Annotated in this window: 15 protein-coding genes; 9 read left to right on the plus strand and 6 right to left on the minus strand. The window is 73.9% G+C overall.

Annotated features, from left to right (window positions below):
• The first annotated feature begins 179 nt into the window (after positions 1 to 179).
• Positions 180 to 1,490, plus strand: coding sequence for a glutamine synthetase (locus ACFYST_RS16605; protein ID WP_387862937.1), 1,311 nt, complete (start codon positions 180 to 182; stop codon positions 1,488 to 1,490).
• 21 nt (positions 1,491 to 1,511) lie between these two features.
• Here the strand turns inward: ACFYST_RS16605 and ACFYST_RS16610 are convergent, their stop codons facing one another.
• The 3 genes from ACFYST_RS16610 to ACFYST_RS16620 all read right to left on the minus strand — a co-directional run bounded on the left by ACFYST_RS16610 (position 1,512) and on the right by ACFYST_RS16620 (position 4,068).
• Positions 1,512 to 2,723 carry a hypothetical protein gene (locus tag ACFYST_RS16610; RefSeq protein WP_387862940.1) on the minus strand — a complete coding sequence of 404 codons (1,212 nt, stop codon included), beginning with the start codon at positions 2,721 to 2,723 and terminating at the stop codon, positions 1,512 to 1,514.
• 58 nt (positions 2,724 to 2,781) lie between these two features.
• Positions 2,782 to 3,321, minus strand: coding sequence for a SigE family RNA polymerase sigma factor (locus ACFYST_RS16615; RefSeq protein ID WP_387646155.1), 540 nt, complete (start codon positions 3,319 to 3,321; stop codon positions 2,782 to 2,784).
• Between the two features lie 117 nt (positions 3,322 to 3,438).
• Complete coding sequence (locus ACFYST_RS16620; protein WP_387862942.1) at positions 3,439 to 4,068, minus strand: hypothetical protein; 630 nt, start codon at positions 4,066 to 4,068, stop codon at positions 3,439 to 3,441.
• A gap of 178 nt (positions 4,069 to 4,246) precedes the next feature.
• Here ACFYST_RS16620 and ACFYST_RS16625 point away from each other — a divergent pair, with 178 nt between their 5' ends.
• Entirely contained in the window at positions 4,247 to 4,792 is a 546-nt protein-coding gene (locus ACFYST_RS16625) for a GNAT family N-acetyltransferase (protein WP_387862944.1), read from the plus strand.
• 52 nt (positions 4,793 to 4,844) lie between these two features.
• Here the strand turns inward: ACFYST_RS16625 and ACFYST_RS16630 are convergent, their stop codons facing one another.
• Together ACFYST_RS16630 and ACFYST_RS16635 are read right to left on the minus strand one after the other, a co-directional pair.
• Complete coding sequence (locus tag ACFYST_RS16630) at positions 4,845 to 5,519, minus strand: NUDIX domain-containing protein (RefSeq protein ID WP_387862947.1); 675 nt, start codon at positions 5,517 to 5,519, stop codon at positions 4,845 to 4,847.
• Positions 5,516 to 5,905, minus strand: coding sequence for a DUF4406 domain-containing protein (locus tag ACFYST_RS16635; protein ID WP_387862950.1), 390 nt, complete (start codon positions 5,903 to 5,905; stop codon positions 5,516 to 5,518). Before ACFYST_RS16635 ends, ACFYST_RS16630 begins: the two co-directional genes overlap by 4 nt.
• A 50-nt stretch (positions 5,906 to 5,955) precedes the next feature.
• Here ACFYST_RS16635 and ACFYST_RS16640 point away from each other — a divergent pair, with 50 nt between their 5' ends.
• From ACFYST_RS16640 to ACFYST_RS16655, 4 genes are all read left to right on the plus strand, one after another.
• Entirely contained in the window at positions 5,956 to 6,714 is a 759-nt protein-coding gene (locus tag ACFYST_RS16640) for a DeoR/GlpR family DNA-binding transcription regulator (RefSeq protein ID WP_387862952.1), read from the plus strand.
• 168 nt (positions 6,715 to 6,882) lie between these two features.
• On the plus strand, positions 6,883 to 8,049 hold the full coding sequence (locus tag ACFYST_RS16645) for a damage-control phosphatase ARMT1 family protein (protein ID WP_387862955.1): 1,167 nt from the start codon (positions 6,883 to 6,885) through the stop codon (positions 8,047 to 8,049).
• 32 nt (positions 8,050 to 8,081) lie between these two features.
• A complete protein-coding gene (locus ACFYST_RS16650; protein WP_387862958.1) occupies positions 8,082 to 8,495 on the plus strand; it encodes a hypothetical protein in 414 nt (137 codons plus the stop codon).
• A 312-nt stretch (positions 8,496 to 8,807) separates the two neighbouring features.
• On the plus strand, positions 8,808 to 10,298 hold the full coding sequence (locus tag ACFYST_RS16655; protein WP_387646134.1) for a S8 family serine peptidase: 1,491 nt from the start codon (positions 8,808 to 8,810) through the stop codon (positions 10,296 to 10,298).
• Positions 10,299 to 10,481: 183 nt separating this feature from the next.
• On the opposite strand, the gene ACFYST_RS16660 is transcribed toward ACFYST_RS16655, so the two are convergent.
• Positions 10,482 to 11,384: a HipA family kinase gene (locus ACFYST_RS16660; RefSeq protein ID WP_387862961.1), complete on the minus strand. Its 903-nt coding sequence runs from the start codon at positions 11,382 to 11,384 to the stop codon at positions 10,482 to 10,484.
• A 137-nt stretch (positions 11,385 to 11,521) separates the two neighbouring features.
• On the opposite strand from ACFYST_RS16660, the gene ACFYST_RS16665 reads away from it, so the two are divergent.
• The 3 genes from ACFYST_RS16665 (at position 11,522) to ACFYST_RS16675 (ending at position 15,006) form a co-directional block, all read left to right on the plus strand.
• Positions 11,522 to 11,962, plus strand: coding sequence for an SRPBCC family protein (locus tag ACFYST_RS16665; RefSeq protein ID WP_387646129.1), 441 nt, complete (start codon positions 11,522 to 11,524; stop codon positions 11,960 to 11,962).
• Between the two features lie 133 nt (positions 11,963 to 12,095).
• Positions 12,096 to 13,259, plus strand: coding sequence for a glycosyltransferase (locus ACFYST_RS16670; RefSeq protein ID WP_387646127.1), 1,164 nt, complete (start codon positions 12,096 to 12,098; stop codon positions 13,257 to 13,259).
• Between the two features lie 235 nt (positions 13,260 to 13,494).
• A complete protein-coding gene (locus ACFYST_RS16675) occupies positions 13,495 to 15,006 on the plus strand; it encodes a sugar transferase (protein WP_387862963.1) in 1,512 nt (503 codons plus the stop codon).
• Positions 15,007 to 15,015: the final 9 nt, after the last annotated feature.

Here is a 15,015-nt window from a genome sequence, read left to right on the forward strand (position 1 = left end):
GGTTCCGGAAGAGCGGGGAGGGACTCCCCGTTTCTGCTTGGACAGGGTTTCAAACGGGGACTTGGTCCCCGGAATTTCATCATTCGATGTGACTCGCATCACGTTTGAAACCTCCACGGACGGGTGACCTCTCGGCCGAGTCGCCCGGGCGCCGCATCGCCGCAGGCCAGCATGGGCGCATGAGCACCGTGAAGCCGCGCACCGAGCGCGCCGCCGAGGCCCGATTGGCCGCCACCCGGATCGAGGCCGAGGGCGTCGACGGGGTGATCGTCAGCTGGGTCGACAACGCCGGCGTCACGCGGGTCAAGTCCGTGCCCGTCCGCGGCCTGGAGAGCGCCGCCCGGTGGGGCGTCGGCGCCTCGCCCTGCTTCGACCAGATGCTGGTCGACGACTCGCTCGCCCCGTCCGGCAGCGCGCTCGGCGACCTGCGGCTCGTCCCCGACCTGGCCGCGCTGCGCCGGCTCGCCGCCCAGCCCGGCTGGGCCTGGGCGCCCGGCGACCGCTGGACCCAGCAGGGCGAGCCGCACCCCGGCTGCCAGCGGCAGTTCGCCCGCCGCACCGTCGAGGCACTGGCCGAACGCGAACTCACCGTGCAGGCCGGCATCGAGGTCGAGTGGATCGTCGAGGGCGGCGAGGCCGGGCCCGCGTACGGCATGCGCCGGATGATCGGCAACAGCGACTACCTGCGCGACCTGCTGCGCACCCTGCGCGAACAGAAGCTGACGGTGCTCCAACTGCACCCCGAGTACAGCGACGGCCAGTTCGAACTGTCCGTCGCCCCGAGCGGCCCGGTCGAGGCCGCCGACACCGCCCTGCTGGTCCGGCACACCGTGCAGGCCGTCTCGCTGCGGCACGGCCTACGGGCCAGCTTCGCGCCCGTCGCCACCCCCGGCGGCGTCGGCAACGGCGGCCACCTGCACCTCAGCCTCTGGCGCGACGGCCAGAACCTCGGCCACGGCGGCAGCGGCCCGCACGGCCTCACCCGGGAGGCCGAGGCGTTCCTCGCCGGAGTGCTCGCCGAACTGCCCGCACTGCTCGCGCTCGGCGCCCCGTCGGTGGCCAGCTACCTGCGGCTGGTCCCCGGCCACTGGGCCGGCCCGCACCGCTGCTGGGGGCTGGAGAACCGGGAGGCCGCGCTGCGGCTGATCACCGGCTCCGCGCCCGAACAGGCCAACGCCGAGGTCAAGTGTTTCGACGCCGCCGCCAACCCCTACCTTGCCGTCGGCGGCGTGCTGGCCGCCGGCCTGGCCGGCCTCGGCGACGCGCTCCACCTGCCCGCCGAGACCACCGGCGACCCCGACGGCGTCGCCGAACGCCTGCCCACCACCCTCGGCCAGGCCGTCGACGCGCTGCGCAAGTCCGAGGTGCTGCGCGCCGCGATGGGGGAGTCGCTGTGGCAGTCGGTGATCGACGTCCGGGAGGCGGAGATCGCCCGGTTCGCCGAACTCGGGCCGGGGGAGATCGTCGAGGCGCTCCGCTACCGGTACTGACCCGAGGCCGGCAGGCGCGGCTCACTTCGGGTGCGGCACCGTCCAGCCCGGGCAGGTCGCGATCGCGGTCAGCTGGTCGAGCGTCAGCAGCGGGGGCCGGCCCGCGTCGGGCGAGCCCGCGCCCGCCGGGTTGACCGCCGTCACGCGGACCCGGTGGCCGTCACGGCCCAGCACGTCGACGATCGTCTCGGTGGCGCCCTGGGCGTTCGGGACGGGGCGGCCGGTGACACTGCGCACGCGGGCGCCGTCCGGCTGCGTGGGGGCGTCCGCGAACCAGGCCTCCACCGACGGGTCCGCCTGCTCCTCCACCACGGTCAGCTCGACCATCCGGTCGCCGGCGGCCAGCATCGTCCGCTGCATCGGGCCACCGGGGCCGGTGCTGGACACCACCTGCAGGCCGGCCGGCAACAGGTCGGGCTGCTGCACCCGCTCGGGCGGGTCCTTGGGTGTGACTGCCGGTCGGAGCATCGCCTTGAAGGTGCGCCAGCCGGGGTCGGTGGCCAGCGCCCGGAGCCGGTCGACGGTCAGCAGCGGGTCCGGCCGGGTCGAATCCCCGGCGTGCGTCGCGGAGTTGAACGAGGTAGCGGTGACCCGCGTCCCGTCCGGGGCGTCCACCTGCACCTCGGAGTACCTGTGCGGGGTCGGGCCCGGGTCCGCGCCGGTCCACTGCGTGACGGCCACCTTGGTGCCGTCGTCCTCGGCCGTCTGCACGCACGTCACGCCCTCGATGTCGTAGCCGGGGCACGAGTGCGTCGGTCCCCACCCGGTGGTGTTCGTGATGTCCAGCGTCAGCAGGCTCGGCCCCCGGCCGTCCTCCAGGGTCAGTTGCGCGTTCGCGGAGCCGAACGGGGCGAGCGTCGCGCCGAACGTCGAACCGCTGGAGCGGACGATCCGCAGGCCCGCCGGAAGCCGCTCCGCCACCGCCGACACCAGGTGCGCCTCCTCCGGGATCCCCGCGTCGGACGGACGCGACTCCGACGGGGTGGGCGCGACGGACGCCGCCGGGCCGACGCTGTCCGTGTACAGGGCGTTCGGCAGGACGACCGCGGTCACCCCGCTGACGGCCAGCACCGCGGCGGCCGAGCCCAGCGCCAGCCGGCGACGGTGGCGGCGGCGGCCCCGGGCCGCGCCGACCATGGCCAGCAGCGGGGTGTCCGGGACGAAGCTGTCCCCGGTCTCGCGGAAGACCTGGCAGAGCCGGTCCTCGAAGTCTTGCTCGGGCAGTGCGGGCATGCGTGATCACCGTCTCCGGGAACGAAAAGGAAAGAACAGGGGCGGTGCCGGCGGTGCGTCAGTGCGCGGCGAGGTCGGTCAGGCCGTCGCCCAGCAGGACCCGCAGCCGGGCCAGCGCCCGCGAGGACTGGGAGCGGACCGCGCCCGGGCGGCAGCGCAGGATCGTCGCCGTCTCCTCGACACTGACGTCCTCCCAGTAGCGCAGCACCAGCACCGCGCGGTCCCGCGGCGCGAGTTGGGCCAGCGCCTGGAGCAGCGTCATCCGCAGGGTGCTGTCGTCGCCCGTCGGGTCCGGCAGGTCGGGGAGATCGGCGGTCGGACGCTCGCGCGAACTGCGCCGCCGGTGGTGGTCGATGAACTGCCGGTACAGCACCCCCTGCGCGTAGCCCGCCGGATTCTCTATCGCCCGGCCGCCGAACAGCCGCCCCGGCCGGCGCCACACCACGTACATGCGGCTCAGCGTCTCCTGCACCAGGTCCTCTGCGAGGTGGGTGTCACCACCCGTCAGCAGGCACGCCGAACGGTACAGCGGGGCCGACCGGTTGGCGGCGAACTCCGCGTACTCCAGGTCGCCGCTGCGCACTGCTGCTCCTGCCACGTCGATGTTCTCCCCGGCCGTGCATCTTGTTCACCCGTCAGACGTGACGGGATGCCGAGAATGTCACGGGGTCGGCGCGGAAATTTTTTCGGGGAGCTCAAAGACCCGGGGCGGGTCTCAGCGGGCCGGCCGCTCGCCCGCGCCGCGGCAGAACGGGCACGTCCGGCTGCCCTGGCAGTCGCCGCAGCGGACCCGGCCGTCGGTCCGCCCGCCCCAGGTGACGCCGTCCATCACCCAGCCCCGGCCCCAGCAGCGGTCGCACGCGCACCGCCCCTCGCACTCCGGGCACAGCTCGTAGCCCGGCTGGACGTCCTCCGGCGCGAGCAGCGGCTCGGGGCGGACGAACACTTCCGGCTCGTACAGCGCCATCGGCTCCAGATCGGCCCGGCACAGCGTCAGGCCGCGCACCGGATTGATGTGCAGCCGGATCGTCATTCCGTCCCGCCAGGCGTGCAGTACCGCCGAGCCGGTCTCGGTGTACTCCACCGTCCGCTGCCAGTCGGCGAGTTCGGCCTCGGCCCGGGCCAGCAGGCCGGGGTCGGCCGGCTGCGGGTCGAGGACGATCTGCCGGTGGTGGGCGAAGCTCAGCGGATTGCCGAACGCGGTGATGTCCGGATACTCCGGCAGCACGGCCGGCGGCGCCATTCCGGGCGCCAACGCCTCCAGCACCGCCGCGAATTCGGCGTACAGCCGCTCGCCGCGTCGCTGCAACTCCTCCCGCGCCCCGGGTATCTCCTCGCCCGACATCGCCCGCCCCTCGCCTCGAAGTGCTGTCAACTGGCCGGGGGCGTCCGGGTGTTGCTCGGTACGCGCGCCGGGCGGGGCCGATTCTAGTGCCGGTGCCGCCGGGCGGGGCGTTTTGGCGAGCTGCGGTGGTTCGCGGAACGGCCGGACGGGCTGCCGCGGCGAGTGGTACGAAGATCGAATGACGAGCTACTGGCTGGGTGAACGCATACGCCTGCGGGCGGTCGAGACCGAGGACGGGCCGCGGCTGGCCCGCCTGTCCGAGCAGGAGGAACGCCTCGGCGACCTGCTCAACCCCCCGCGCTCCACCGAGGGTTGGCAGGCCCTCGCCCGCGAGCACGCCACCGCCGACCCGTCCGGCGACACTTACACCCTGATCGTCGAGTCACGCGCCGACGGTGCCCCCGTCGGCTCGGTCGGCGTCCACCGCGCCGACCCGCGAAACGGCTGGTTCGAGTACGGCATCACCATCGCCGCCGAGCACCGCCGCCGCGGCTACGCCGGCGAGGCCGCCCGGTTGGTGATCCGCCACCAGTTCGAGGAGCGGCGCTACCTCAAGGCCACCGCCAGGGTCTTCGCCCACAACCACCCCTCGCTGGAGCTCCAGCACCGCCTCGGCTTCACCGAGGAGGGCCGCCTGCGCCGGCACGTGCTGCTTGCCGGCCGCCCCACCGACGTGGTGCTGCTCGCGCTGTTCGCCGAGGACTTCGCCGCATCGCCGAGCTGAGCGGCCTGCTGCTGAGCGGTCTGCACGTTTCTGCACGATTCCGGGCGCCGGATCAACGGACCGGCGGCGGCGCGAACGGCCCGTGCAGGGCCGCCCACTGCAGCAGCAGGATGGTCTTGCCGTCGGCGATCCGCCCGTCCCGGGTCATCGCGAGCGCCTCGGCGAAGGGGAGTTCGAGCACCTCGATGTCCTCGCCGTCCTCGGCCAGCCCGCCGCCGGGGCCGGTGCGGTCGGCGGGCCGGTAGGGGGCGGCGTAGAAGTGCAGCCGCTCGGTCACCGAACCCGGGCTCATGAACGCGTCCAACACGTGGGTGAGCGGGCCGAGTTCGACGCCGAGCTCCTCGGCGCTCTCCCGGCGGATCGCGGTGGCCGGGTCGTCGTCGTCCAGCAGGCCGGCCGCGGCCTCGATCAGCATGCCGTCGGGGTGGCCGTTGACGTACGCCGGGAAGCGGAACTGCCGGGTGAGCAGGACGCGGCCGCGTTCGGTGTCGTACGGCAGCACCACCGCGCCGTTGCCGCGGTCGTAGGTCTCGCGCTGCTCGGTGGTCCAGCGGCCGTCGCGGCGGCGGTGGTCGAAGGTGGTGCGGCGCAGCACGTGCCAGCCCTGCGAGGTGAGTTCGACCTGGCGCACCACCACGTCCGGATTGCCGCGCAGGTCGCGCCCGGCCCGGTCGAGGCCGGTGCGGCCGCGGTGGTCGGGGACGTCGATGCCCGGGCGTCCGTTCATCGGTCCACCTGCGGTGCGCGGCGCGGGAGTTCGGACACGTCGTGGTAGACCGGCAGGCCGCGGCGGCGGGCGGTGGCGACGTCCTGGTCGGCGCCGGCCGAGTCGCCGGGCAGCCGGAGCACGGCGTCGCAGCGGGCGAGCAGCCGGTCGGCGGCCGGGTACAGCACCTCGTCGGCGAGCGGGTCGGTGGGCCCCGCGCCGGCCGAGCGCAGCACGGGCAGCGCGATCCACTCGCCGATCACCGGCAGGTGTCCGGCCGCGAAGACCGGCCAGGCGGCCGCCTCCAGCCGGGCCAGGTTGGCGGCCATCGCCTGCGGGTCTCCGTCGGTGCCGGAGCGGTACGGTCCGGCGATCAGGACGAGCATGGGTGTGTCGGTGTCGGTCATGAGGCGCTACCATACACGCAGAAACGTGCAAGAACAGGAGAGAACGAGAAATGCTGGCTGCTGAACGGCGCGACCACCTGCTCGCCCTGCTGGCCCGCGAGGGCAAGGTGGTGGCCAAGGACGTCGCCGCCGACCTCGGCATCTCCGAGGACAGCGTCCGCCGCGACCTGCGCGACCTCGCCGCCGAAGGACTCTGCCAGCGGGTCTACGGCGGCGCGCTCCCCGCCTCGCCCGCCACCGCCGGCTACGCCGAGCGGCAGTCGGTGACCCCCGACGGCAAACGCCGGGTCGCGGCCGCGGCCGTCGAACTCGTCCGTCCCGGCAGCGCCGTGATCCTGGACGGTGGCACCACCGCGCTCGCCGTGGCCGGCCTGCTCCCGCCCGACCTCGACTGCACCGTGATCACCCACAGCCCCACCGTGGTGGCGGCCCTGCTCGAACACCCGCGGGCCGAACTCTTCCTGCTCGGCGGCCGGATCTTCAAGCACTCCGCCGTCGCCTGCGGAGCCGCCGCCGTCGAGGCCGCCCAGAACGTCTCCGCCGACCTCTGCCTGCTCGGCGTCACCGGCGTCCACCCCGACGCCGGCCTGACCACCGGCGACGCCGACGAGGCCGCCATGAAACGAGCCCTCGCCGCCCGCGCCGCCGAAACCTGGATCCTCGCCTCCGCCGAAAAGATCGGCGCGGCCTCCCCCTTCCGCGTCCTCCCCTGGGGCCGCATCACCGGCCTGATCACCGACGCCCCTCCGACCCACCCGGCCCTGGAACGCCTCACCGCCGACGGGGTCGAGATCCTGACGGCCCGTTGACGGCTTCGCGGCCGAGCCGGATAGGCCCTCGGCCACGACACCTCGTCTAGTGCCGCGTCAGGCAACCTTCGCCCCGTCGCGACGCCAAAGGCTGCCTGCCGCGGCACTAGTCTCGGCTGGAGCCGACGGGCCCGCTGCCCGCCGATGACGAGAGAGACGAGCCCCGATGTGTCGAACGCACCCGTGATTCGCGCCGACGTCCCCGGGTCCTTCGCCTGGGGCGTCTTCCACAAGCGCCACCCCGAGCTCGTCCGGCAGGTGCTCGACGCGCTGCCGTACGGCCCCGCCGAGCGGGCGGCGGTCGAGCGGCTGCTGGTGGAGAGCACCACCGGCGTCCTGGAGCCGCTGCGCGCGGACGCGCCGGACGCCGCGCGGTGGCTGGCGTGGGGCGAGGGGCTGTGGGGGCGGCCCTGGGGGGAGGCGCCGTTCCTGTGGGCGGAGAGCTACTTCTACCGCCGACTGCTCGACGCCACCGGGTACTTCGGGCCCGGCGCGTGGCAGGGCGTCGACCCGTTCGCGCCGTTCAAGAACGCCGAGCTGGCCGGTGCGGCGGTGGACGAGGAACTGGCCGCGCTGAGCGCGCTCGACGGCCTGCCGGAGACCCGCCGGGCGGAGGCGCTGCTGTCGTCCGCGCTGTGGGGCAACCGCGCGGACCTCAGCTTCGGGATCACCGCGGAGACCACCGGGACGGCCGCCGCCGACCTGGTCTCCGACGACAGTGCGACGCTCTGGACCGCGCTCGGACGGGCGACGGGCGGGCAGGTCTGCGTCATCGCGGACAACGCCGGCCGGGAGCTGCTGCCGGACCTGGTGCTGATCGACCACCTGCTGACCGGCGGCCCGGCTGCGCAGGTCGTCCTGTACGTGAAGCCGCAGCCGTACTTCGTCTCGGACGCGACGACGGCCGACGTCCTCGCCTCGGTCGAGCGCCTGCGCACCGCGCCCTCGGCCGCCGCCGGGGCGGTCGGCGGGCGGCTGTGGCGGGCGATGAACAGCGGAGCGCTCGTCGTCCGCACGCACCCGTTCTTCTGTGCGCCGCTGCCGTTCCACGACATGCCGGCCGACCTCCGTACCGAGCTCGCCGCCGCGACGATGACGATCCTCAAGGGCGACCTCAACTACCGCCGCCTGGTCGGCGACCGGCTCTGGCCGCCGACCACGCCGTTCGGCGAGACGGTGCGTCACTTCCCGTCGCCGGTCGCGGCCCTGCGGACGCTGAAGTCGGATGTGATCGTCGGCCTCGACGCCGCGACCGTCGCCCGGCTCGACGGCACCGGGACCTCGTGGCGCACGGACGGCCGCCACGCCCTCGTCCAGGTCGACGCCCGCCCGTAGATCCTGCCGTTCCGCTGCCCGGAGGAGCCCAAGTGCCCACCCCCGCCGACCGTCTGGCCGAGGCCCGCGCCTCCACCGACCCCGCCGCGCTGCGTGCCCTCACGGCCGTCGGCCTGCCGTTCGTCGACCAGGCGCTCGCCGAGAACCCGCACACCCCGCCGGACGTGCTGGCGCGGCTGGCGGAGGTCCGGCACAGCGACTGGAACGACAACCGGCTGCTGTACCTGCTGGCCGAACATCCGGGCGCGGACGGGGCGGTGCTGGACGCCGTGCTGGCGGCGGTGGCCGAGTGCCTCGCGGCGGGACGGCGGCCGTTCGCCGCCGTGCTCGCGCTGGCGGCGCGGCTGGACGTTCCGGCCGAGCGGGTGCGGGCGCTGGGGCGGTCGGCCGGGGCCTCGGCGCGGCTGCGCGCCGGGTTGGCCCGGGTGCTGGCGGAGCGTTCGTAAGTTCACTCCGGTGACGGTGCGGGTCGGCCAAGTCCGGTAGTGCGGCGGCGAAGAGCGCGGTGCAGAAGCTGTGGGGCGCAGGCCGACATCGCCACCGCGCCGGCCGCCCACGGCGAGCTGTTCGGCGGCCGAGCCGGCACCGGCGGAGCGGGGCGGGTGACCGACCGGCAGTGGGTCGGACACTCGTTCGGTCTACGACGATTGCTTTACTACCTCTTGATTTTTGTCATATCGGCTGAATAGTCTCCCGGCCATTCGCGTGTCTTCGATCACACCGATCGCGTCCGCCGACAGTCGGGAGAGTCAACCCCCATGAGCGTTCCCCGCATCCGTCGCTCCGCCCTCCTCGCCGCAGGTCTCGCGCTGGTCACCGCCGGCGCCCTCGCCGGACCCGCGGCAGGCGCCGCCACGGCGGCCACCGCGTCCGCCACCGGCCAGCCGATGAACTACGTGGTCAACACCAAGGCCAACCACGGGCAGACCAAGAAGGCCGAGCGCGAGATCCAGGCGGCCGGCGGCAGCGTGATCGCGTCGTACGAGCAGATAGGCGTGGTGATCGCCCGTTCCAACGACCCCGGCTTCGCCGCCAAGCTCCGCCAGTCGAAGACCATCGACTCGGTCGGCGCCAGCCGCACCGCGGGCATCCAGGCCGGCGGCATGGAGACCACCGTCGAGGTGTCCGACGTTCCCACGGGCGCGACCGCCGACGGCAGCGAGCCGCTCTGGGCCAACCAGTGGGACATGCGGCAGATCGGCGTCGACCAGGCGCACAAGACCACGCTCGGCAGCCGTGACGTGGTGGTCGGCGTCCTCGACTCCGGCATCGACGCCACCCACGAGGACCTCGCCGCCAACGTCGACCCGGCGCTCTCCGCGTCCTGCCTCAGCGGCAGCCCCGACACCAACTGGAAGTCCTGGCAGCCCACCACCAGCACCCACGGCACCCACGTGGCCGGCACCATCGCCGCCGCCAAGAACGGCAAGGGCATCGAGGGCGTCGCCCCCGGCGTCCGGCTGGCCGCCGTCAAGGTGGTCGACGACGGCGGGTTCATCTACCCCGAGTACGCGATCTGCGGCTTCGTCTGGGCCGCCGAGCACCACTTCACCATCACCAACAACAGCTACTACGTGGACCCGTGGATGTTCAACTGCGCGGGCGACCCCGACCAGGGCGCGGTCAGCGAGGCCGTCCGCCGGGCCGTCGACTACTCCCGCCGTGGCGGGGTGCTGAACGTCGCCGCCGCCGGCAACGAGAACATCGACCTGGCGCACAAGACCGTCGACGTCAGCAGCCCGGACGACACCACCCCCGGCGGCCGGCCGATCGACGCCAGCTGCCTCGACCTGCCCGCCGAACTGCCGGGCGTGATCGCGGTGTCGGCGATCGGCGCCAAGGGCGACAAGTCCTACTACTCCAGCTACGGCCTGAACAAGGTCGCCGTCGCCGCCCCCGGTGGCGACGCCACCGTCTTCCAGACGCCCGACACCCCCGACCGCCGCGGCGGCATCCTCTCCACCCTCCCCGGCAACAAGTACGGCTACAGCTCGGGCACTTCGATGGCCACCCCGCACGTGGCCGGCGTCCTCGCGCTGCTCGCCTCCAGCCACCCGGGCGCCGGCCCGGAGAAGCTGCGCAGCCTGCTGGTGAAGCAGGCCGACCCGCACGCCTGCCCGGCCGGCGTCTTCAACCCCGGCGGCACCGGCGCCTACAAGGCCACCTGCGAGGGCACCGACGCCAACAACGGCTTCTACGGCGCCGGAGTGGTCAACGCCGCCAAGGCCGCGGACGCCTGGCGCAACTGACCTCGCGTCAACACCCGGTGCGTGGGCGGCTCGCACGTCGCCCACGCACCCGCGTCAACCCCGGTGCGTGGGCGGCTCGTTCAGCGCCCACGCGCCTGCGTCAACCCCGGTGCGTGGGCGGCTCACTCCTCGCCGACGTGCCGGGAGCCCGGCAGGCTCACGCGTGCCGCAGCCGACCGCGGGTCAGTTCTCCTCGCCGACGTGCCGGGACCAGTCCGATTCCACCGAGGCCAGGCCGGCCCGGTTCGGCACCTGCTTCAGCCAGGCCGGCCGGGCCGCCGTGCGGGCCGCCGCGGCCCGCTCCTCGGCGGCGCGGATCTGCTCCGGGGTGGCGAACCCCTCCGGCAGCCAGGCCGCCGAGTTCGTGACCCGGGCCGCCAGGTGTTCCACGTACGCGGCCCGGACGGCGGCGGGCGAGTCGAAGCCCGGCTCGTCGGCCAGCCAGGCGTCCGGCACCAACTCGGTGATCTCGGCCAGTAGTTGGGACGTCACCAGGGGCGCCAGCGCGGCGTCTGCGGCGGCCACGTCGGGGCCGTAGCCGCCCAGCGCGTGGCCGCTCAGGTCGTAGCGCTTGTGCACCGAGGCGTGGGCCGAGGACCAGCGGTGGTGGAAGATCAGCCCGGCGCCGTTGTCGATCAGCCAGAGCTTCCCGTGCCAGACCATCAGGTTCGGGTTGTGCACGCTGCGGTCGACGTTGCCGGTGAGCGCGTCCAGCCAGACGATCCGGCCGGCCTCGGCGGGGGAGACCTCGATCATTCCCGGCTTGAAGTCGCGGGCGCCCGGCAGCAGGTCCATGCCCAGGTTGCGGCCCGCGCTGGCCTTCAGCAGGTCCTGGATCTCCTGGTCCGGCTCGTTCGCCGCCACCGCCGGGTCGAAGTCCACCAGCACCAGCGGCGGCACCCGCAGGCCCAGCCGCCGCGCCAGCTCACCGACGATCACCTCGGCCACCAGTGCCTTGACGCCCTGCGCCGCACCGGTGAACTTCACCACGTACGTGCCGAGGTCGTCGGTCTCCACCACCCCGGGCACCGAACCACCCGCCCGCAGCGGATCGACGTACCGCAGCGCCGTCACTTCATCCAGCATCCGCCCACCCTAACGCGTGGCCTGATGCACCCTCGTTCCCGGTTTGGCGGGGGCAGGCCGCGATGGTTGGCTTGGCGGCGACGCCGAGTGCAGATGTGCAGAGGCGCAGATGACCCGGACCGAGGAGAAGTGAGCGAATGGGCAAGGTGCACGCCACCACCGAGCGGACGTACGGGGCCGACCCGGCCCGGGTGTACGAGGCGCTGGCCGACTACGCGGTGACCCGGCCGAAGTTGCTGCCCGCGCAGTACAGCGAGTACGAGGTGCGGGCCGGCGGCACCGGCGCGGGTACCCAGGTGCACTGGAAGCTCCAGGCCACCGAGAAGCGGGTCCGGGACTGCCTGTTCACGGTGACGGCGCCGACCCCGGACACCCTGGTGGAGACCGACGCCAACTCCTCGATGGTGATCACCTGGACGGTCGCGGCGGCCGGCGAGCACGGCAGCAAGGTCACGGTCGAGGCGACCTGGACGGGGGCGACCGGCATCGGCGGCTTCTTCGAGCGGACCTTCGCGCCCAAGGGCCTGAACCGGATCCACGACCAGGTGCTGGCCAACCTGGCGGCCGAACTCGGCTGAGCCTCACTCACCCCCTCCGAGGCTATTCACACACCCGTACGGCGCATCAGCCGTACGGGTGTGCCCGTTCCCCGGGACGGGTGAAGCGGCCCCGGCCGGGCGTGGTCGTCAACTTAGGCTCCGGGCCGTGCAGATGACGATCCTTCATGTCTCCCAACCGACCGACGGCGGCGTGGCCCGGGTGGTGGTCGACCTGGTGCGCGGGCAGCGCGCGGTCGGCTGCCGGGTCCTGGTGGCCTGCCCGCCCGGCGGCCGGCTCGCCCAGGAGGCCGCCGCGGCCGGCGCCCGGGTGCTGGACTGGCCGGCCGAGCGCTCGCCCGGGCCGGGCACCGTCGGCGAGGCCTGGCGGCTGCGCCGGATCATCCGCGGCGCCGCGCCGGACGTGCTGCACCTGCACAGCGCGAAGGCGGGGCTGGCCGGCCGGCTGGCCGCCCGCGGCGCCGTGCCCACGGTGTTCCAGCCGCACGCCTGGTCGTTCGCCGCCGTCGAGGGCGCCCTCGCCGAGGTCAGCCTGCGCTGGGAGCGGCACGCCACCCGGTGGGCCCGGATCGTGCTGTGCGTCAGCGAGCAGGAGAAGGCGGACGGCGTGGCGGCGGGGCTGGTCGCGGACTGGCGGGTGGTGCCGAACGGCGTGGACCTGGCGCACTTCGCGCCCGCCGACCAGGCGTCCCGGCGGGCCGCCCGGATGGCCCTGGGCCTGGAGCAGTACGTCCCGCTGGCGGTGTGTGTGGGCCGGCTGTGCCGACAGAAGGGCCAGGACGTCCTGCTGGACGCCTGGGAGCAGGTGCAGCGCCGGCTGCCGGAGGCCCGGCTGGTGCTGGTCGGCGGCGGTCCGGACGCGGAGGCGCTGGCGGGCCGGGTGCGGGCGCTGCCCGATCCGTCGCGGGTGCGGCTGGTGGGCGATGTGGCGGATCCGCGGCTGTGGTTGGCGGCCGCGGATCTGGTGGTGCTGCCCTCGCGCTGGGAGGGGATGGCGCTGGCGCCGCTGGAGGCGATGGCCTGCGGGCGGCCGGTGCTGCTGACCGATGTGCCGGGGGCGCGGGAGTGCGTGCCGCCGGGTGAGCTCGGCCGTTCGGTAGTGCCGCCGGAGAATTCCCGTGCGATGGGCGAACGGTTGGCCGAATTCCTGTCGGATCGGATCGAATGCGAACGGCGCGGTGTTCTGGCCGGGTCACACGTGGCTGAAAATCACGATATCCGGCAAGTAATCTCGCAGGTGGCGGCGATTTACCGGACTATTGTTCGGACCCGGGTGGTCCCGGCGGGTCGCACATCCCGTGTCCCGCAGTGGTTCTGATCGTTTGTCAGGCCGTGAACGCCCGCCCGTGCAGGTGTGGCCTTCCCTTCTGGATGTCCGATTATTAGGCGGGTGGAATGAAATGGCATGTCAGCTCTCTGCGCGTGCAATGGCGTTCGGTAATGTCTGATTCTGCCTGCTTCATCCCCATTTTCTGTCAGGGGAATGGTCGACCGCCGTGCTCGGCAGCAGGTGATTTCCCGGACGGGTTCACAGCAGGGGAGTTCGTGCGCCGATGACCATTGACCACGAGAGCGTGCCGCGGTCCGCCGACGTGCTGGCGGGTACCGGTCGCCGCGGCAACCATCACGGCGCGGGACTGCTCGACCGGCCGAGCTCCCGGGCGCTGCCGACCAGGACCTACGCCGGCGTCGGCCGCCACCGCGGCCGGCTGCACTCTCGGGTCGCCCTGCCGCTCGCCCTCGCCACCGCCGACACCCTGGCGGTCGCACTGGCCGCCGCCGTCACCGCCCCGGCCGCCACCCGGCCGGTCGCCACCGCCCTCCTGCTGCTGCCCGCACTGCTCCCGCTCAACCTGGCCGGCGGCCTCTACCGCAGCCGGCTCAGCCTCTCCGCCCTCGACGAGTTCCCCGCGCTGGCCGCCCGCGCCGCCGTCGCCACCGCGTTCGCCGTCACCGTCGACGCCTGCCTGACCGGCCACTGGACCGACCTCGGCGCGATGGGCCCGCTGCGACTGCTCGGCCTGCTGCTGCTGATGCTCCCGCTCGCCGCCCTCGGCCGCGCCTACGTCCACCACCTGACCCGCCGGGCCCGCCGCCGCCGTCCCAGCCCGGTGCTGATCCTCGGCGCCGGCCAACTCGGCCAGCGGATCGCCGACGTGCTCACCGCCCGCCCCGAGTACGGCCTGCGGCCGGTCGGCTACCTCGACGCCGACCCGGTGCTGCTGCCCCCCGGCGGCCCACTGCCGGTGCTCGGCGGCCGCGAGGTGCTCGGCCGGGTGCTGCGCCGCTACCGCGTCCACCACGTGCTGGCCACCGGCGGCGCCGCCGACGACGCCGACACGCTGGCCGCGATGCGGCACGCCGCCCGGCTCGGCTGCCAGGTCTGGCTGCTGCCCGGCCTGCGCGAGTTCGACTCGGTGCAGGGCACCGGCGACCACCTGTGGGGTTTCCCCTGTCTGCGGCTCGGCGCCCCCGCGATGCGCCGCCACGGCTGGGCCGTCAAACGCGGCTTCGACATCGCCGCGGCCGGCCTCGGCCTGCTGCTGATCTCCCCGCTGCTGGCCGCCTGCGCCCTCGCGGTGCGCTGGGAGACCGGCCCGGGCGTGCTGTTCCGCCAGCAGCGCACCGGGCTGGACGGCCGGGTGTTCACCCTCCTCAAGTTCCGCACCCTGCGTCCCAGCAACGAACACGAGTCCGCCACCCGCTGGAACATCGCGCAGGACCACCGGATGGGCACCGTCGGCAAGTTCCTGCGCAAGGCCTCGCTGGACGAGCTCCCGCAGCTGTGGAACGTGCTCCGCGGCGACATGAGCCTGGTCGGCCCGCGCCCCGAACGCCCCTACTTCGTCGTGCGGTTCGGCCAGGCCTACCCCGAGTACGCCGACCGGCACCGCGTCCCGTCCGGGCTCACCGGCCTGGCCCAGGTCAGCGGCCTGCGCGGGGACACCTCCATCGAGGACCGGGCCCGGTTCGACAACCGCTACATCGAGGGCTGGACGCTGTGGCAGGACGCCAAGATCCTGCTGCGCACCGCCGCCCTCGTGGTCCGCCCGGACGGGAGCTGACCGCAGGCC

The organism is Kitasatospora sp. NPDC004614 (assembly GCF_042873675.1).
GTDB lineage: Bacteria > Actinomycetota > Actinomycetes > Streptomycetales > Streptomycetaceae > Kitasatospora.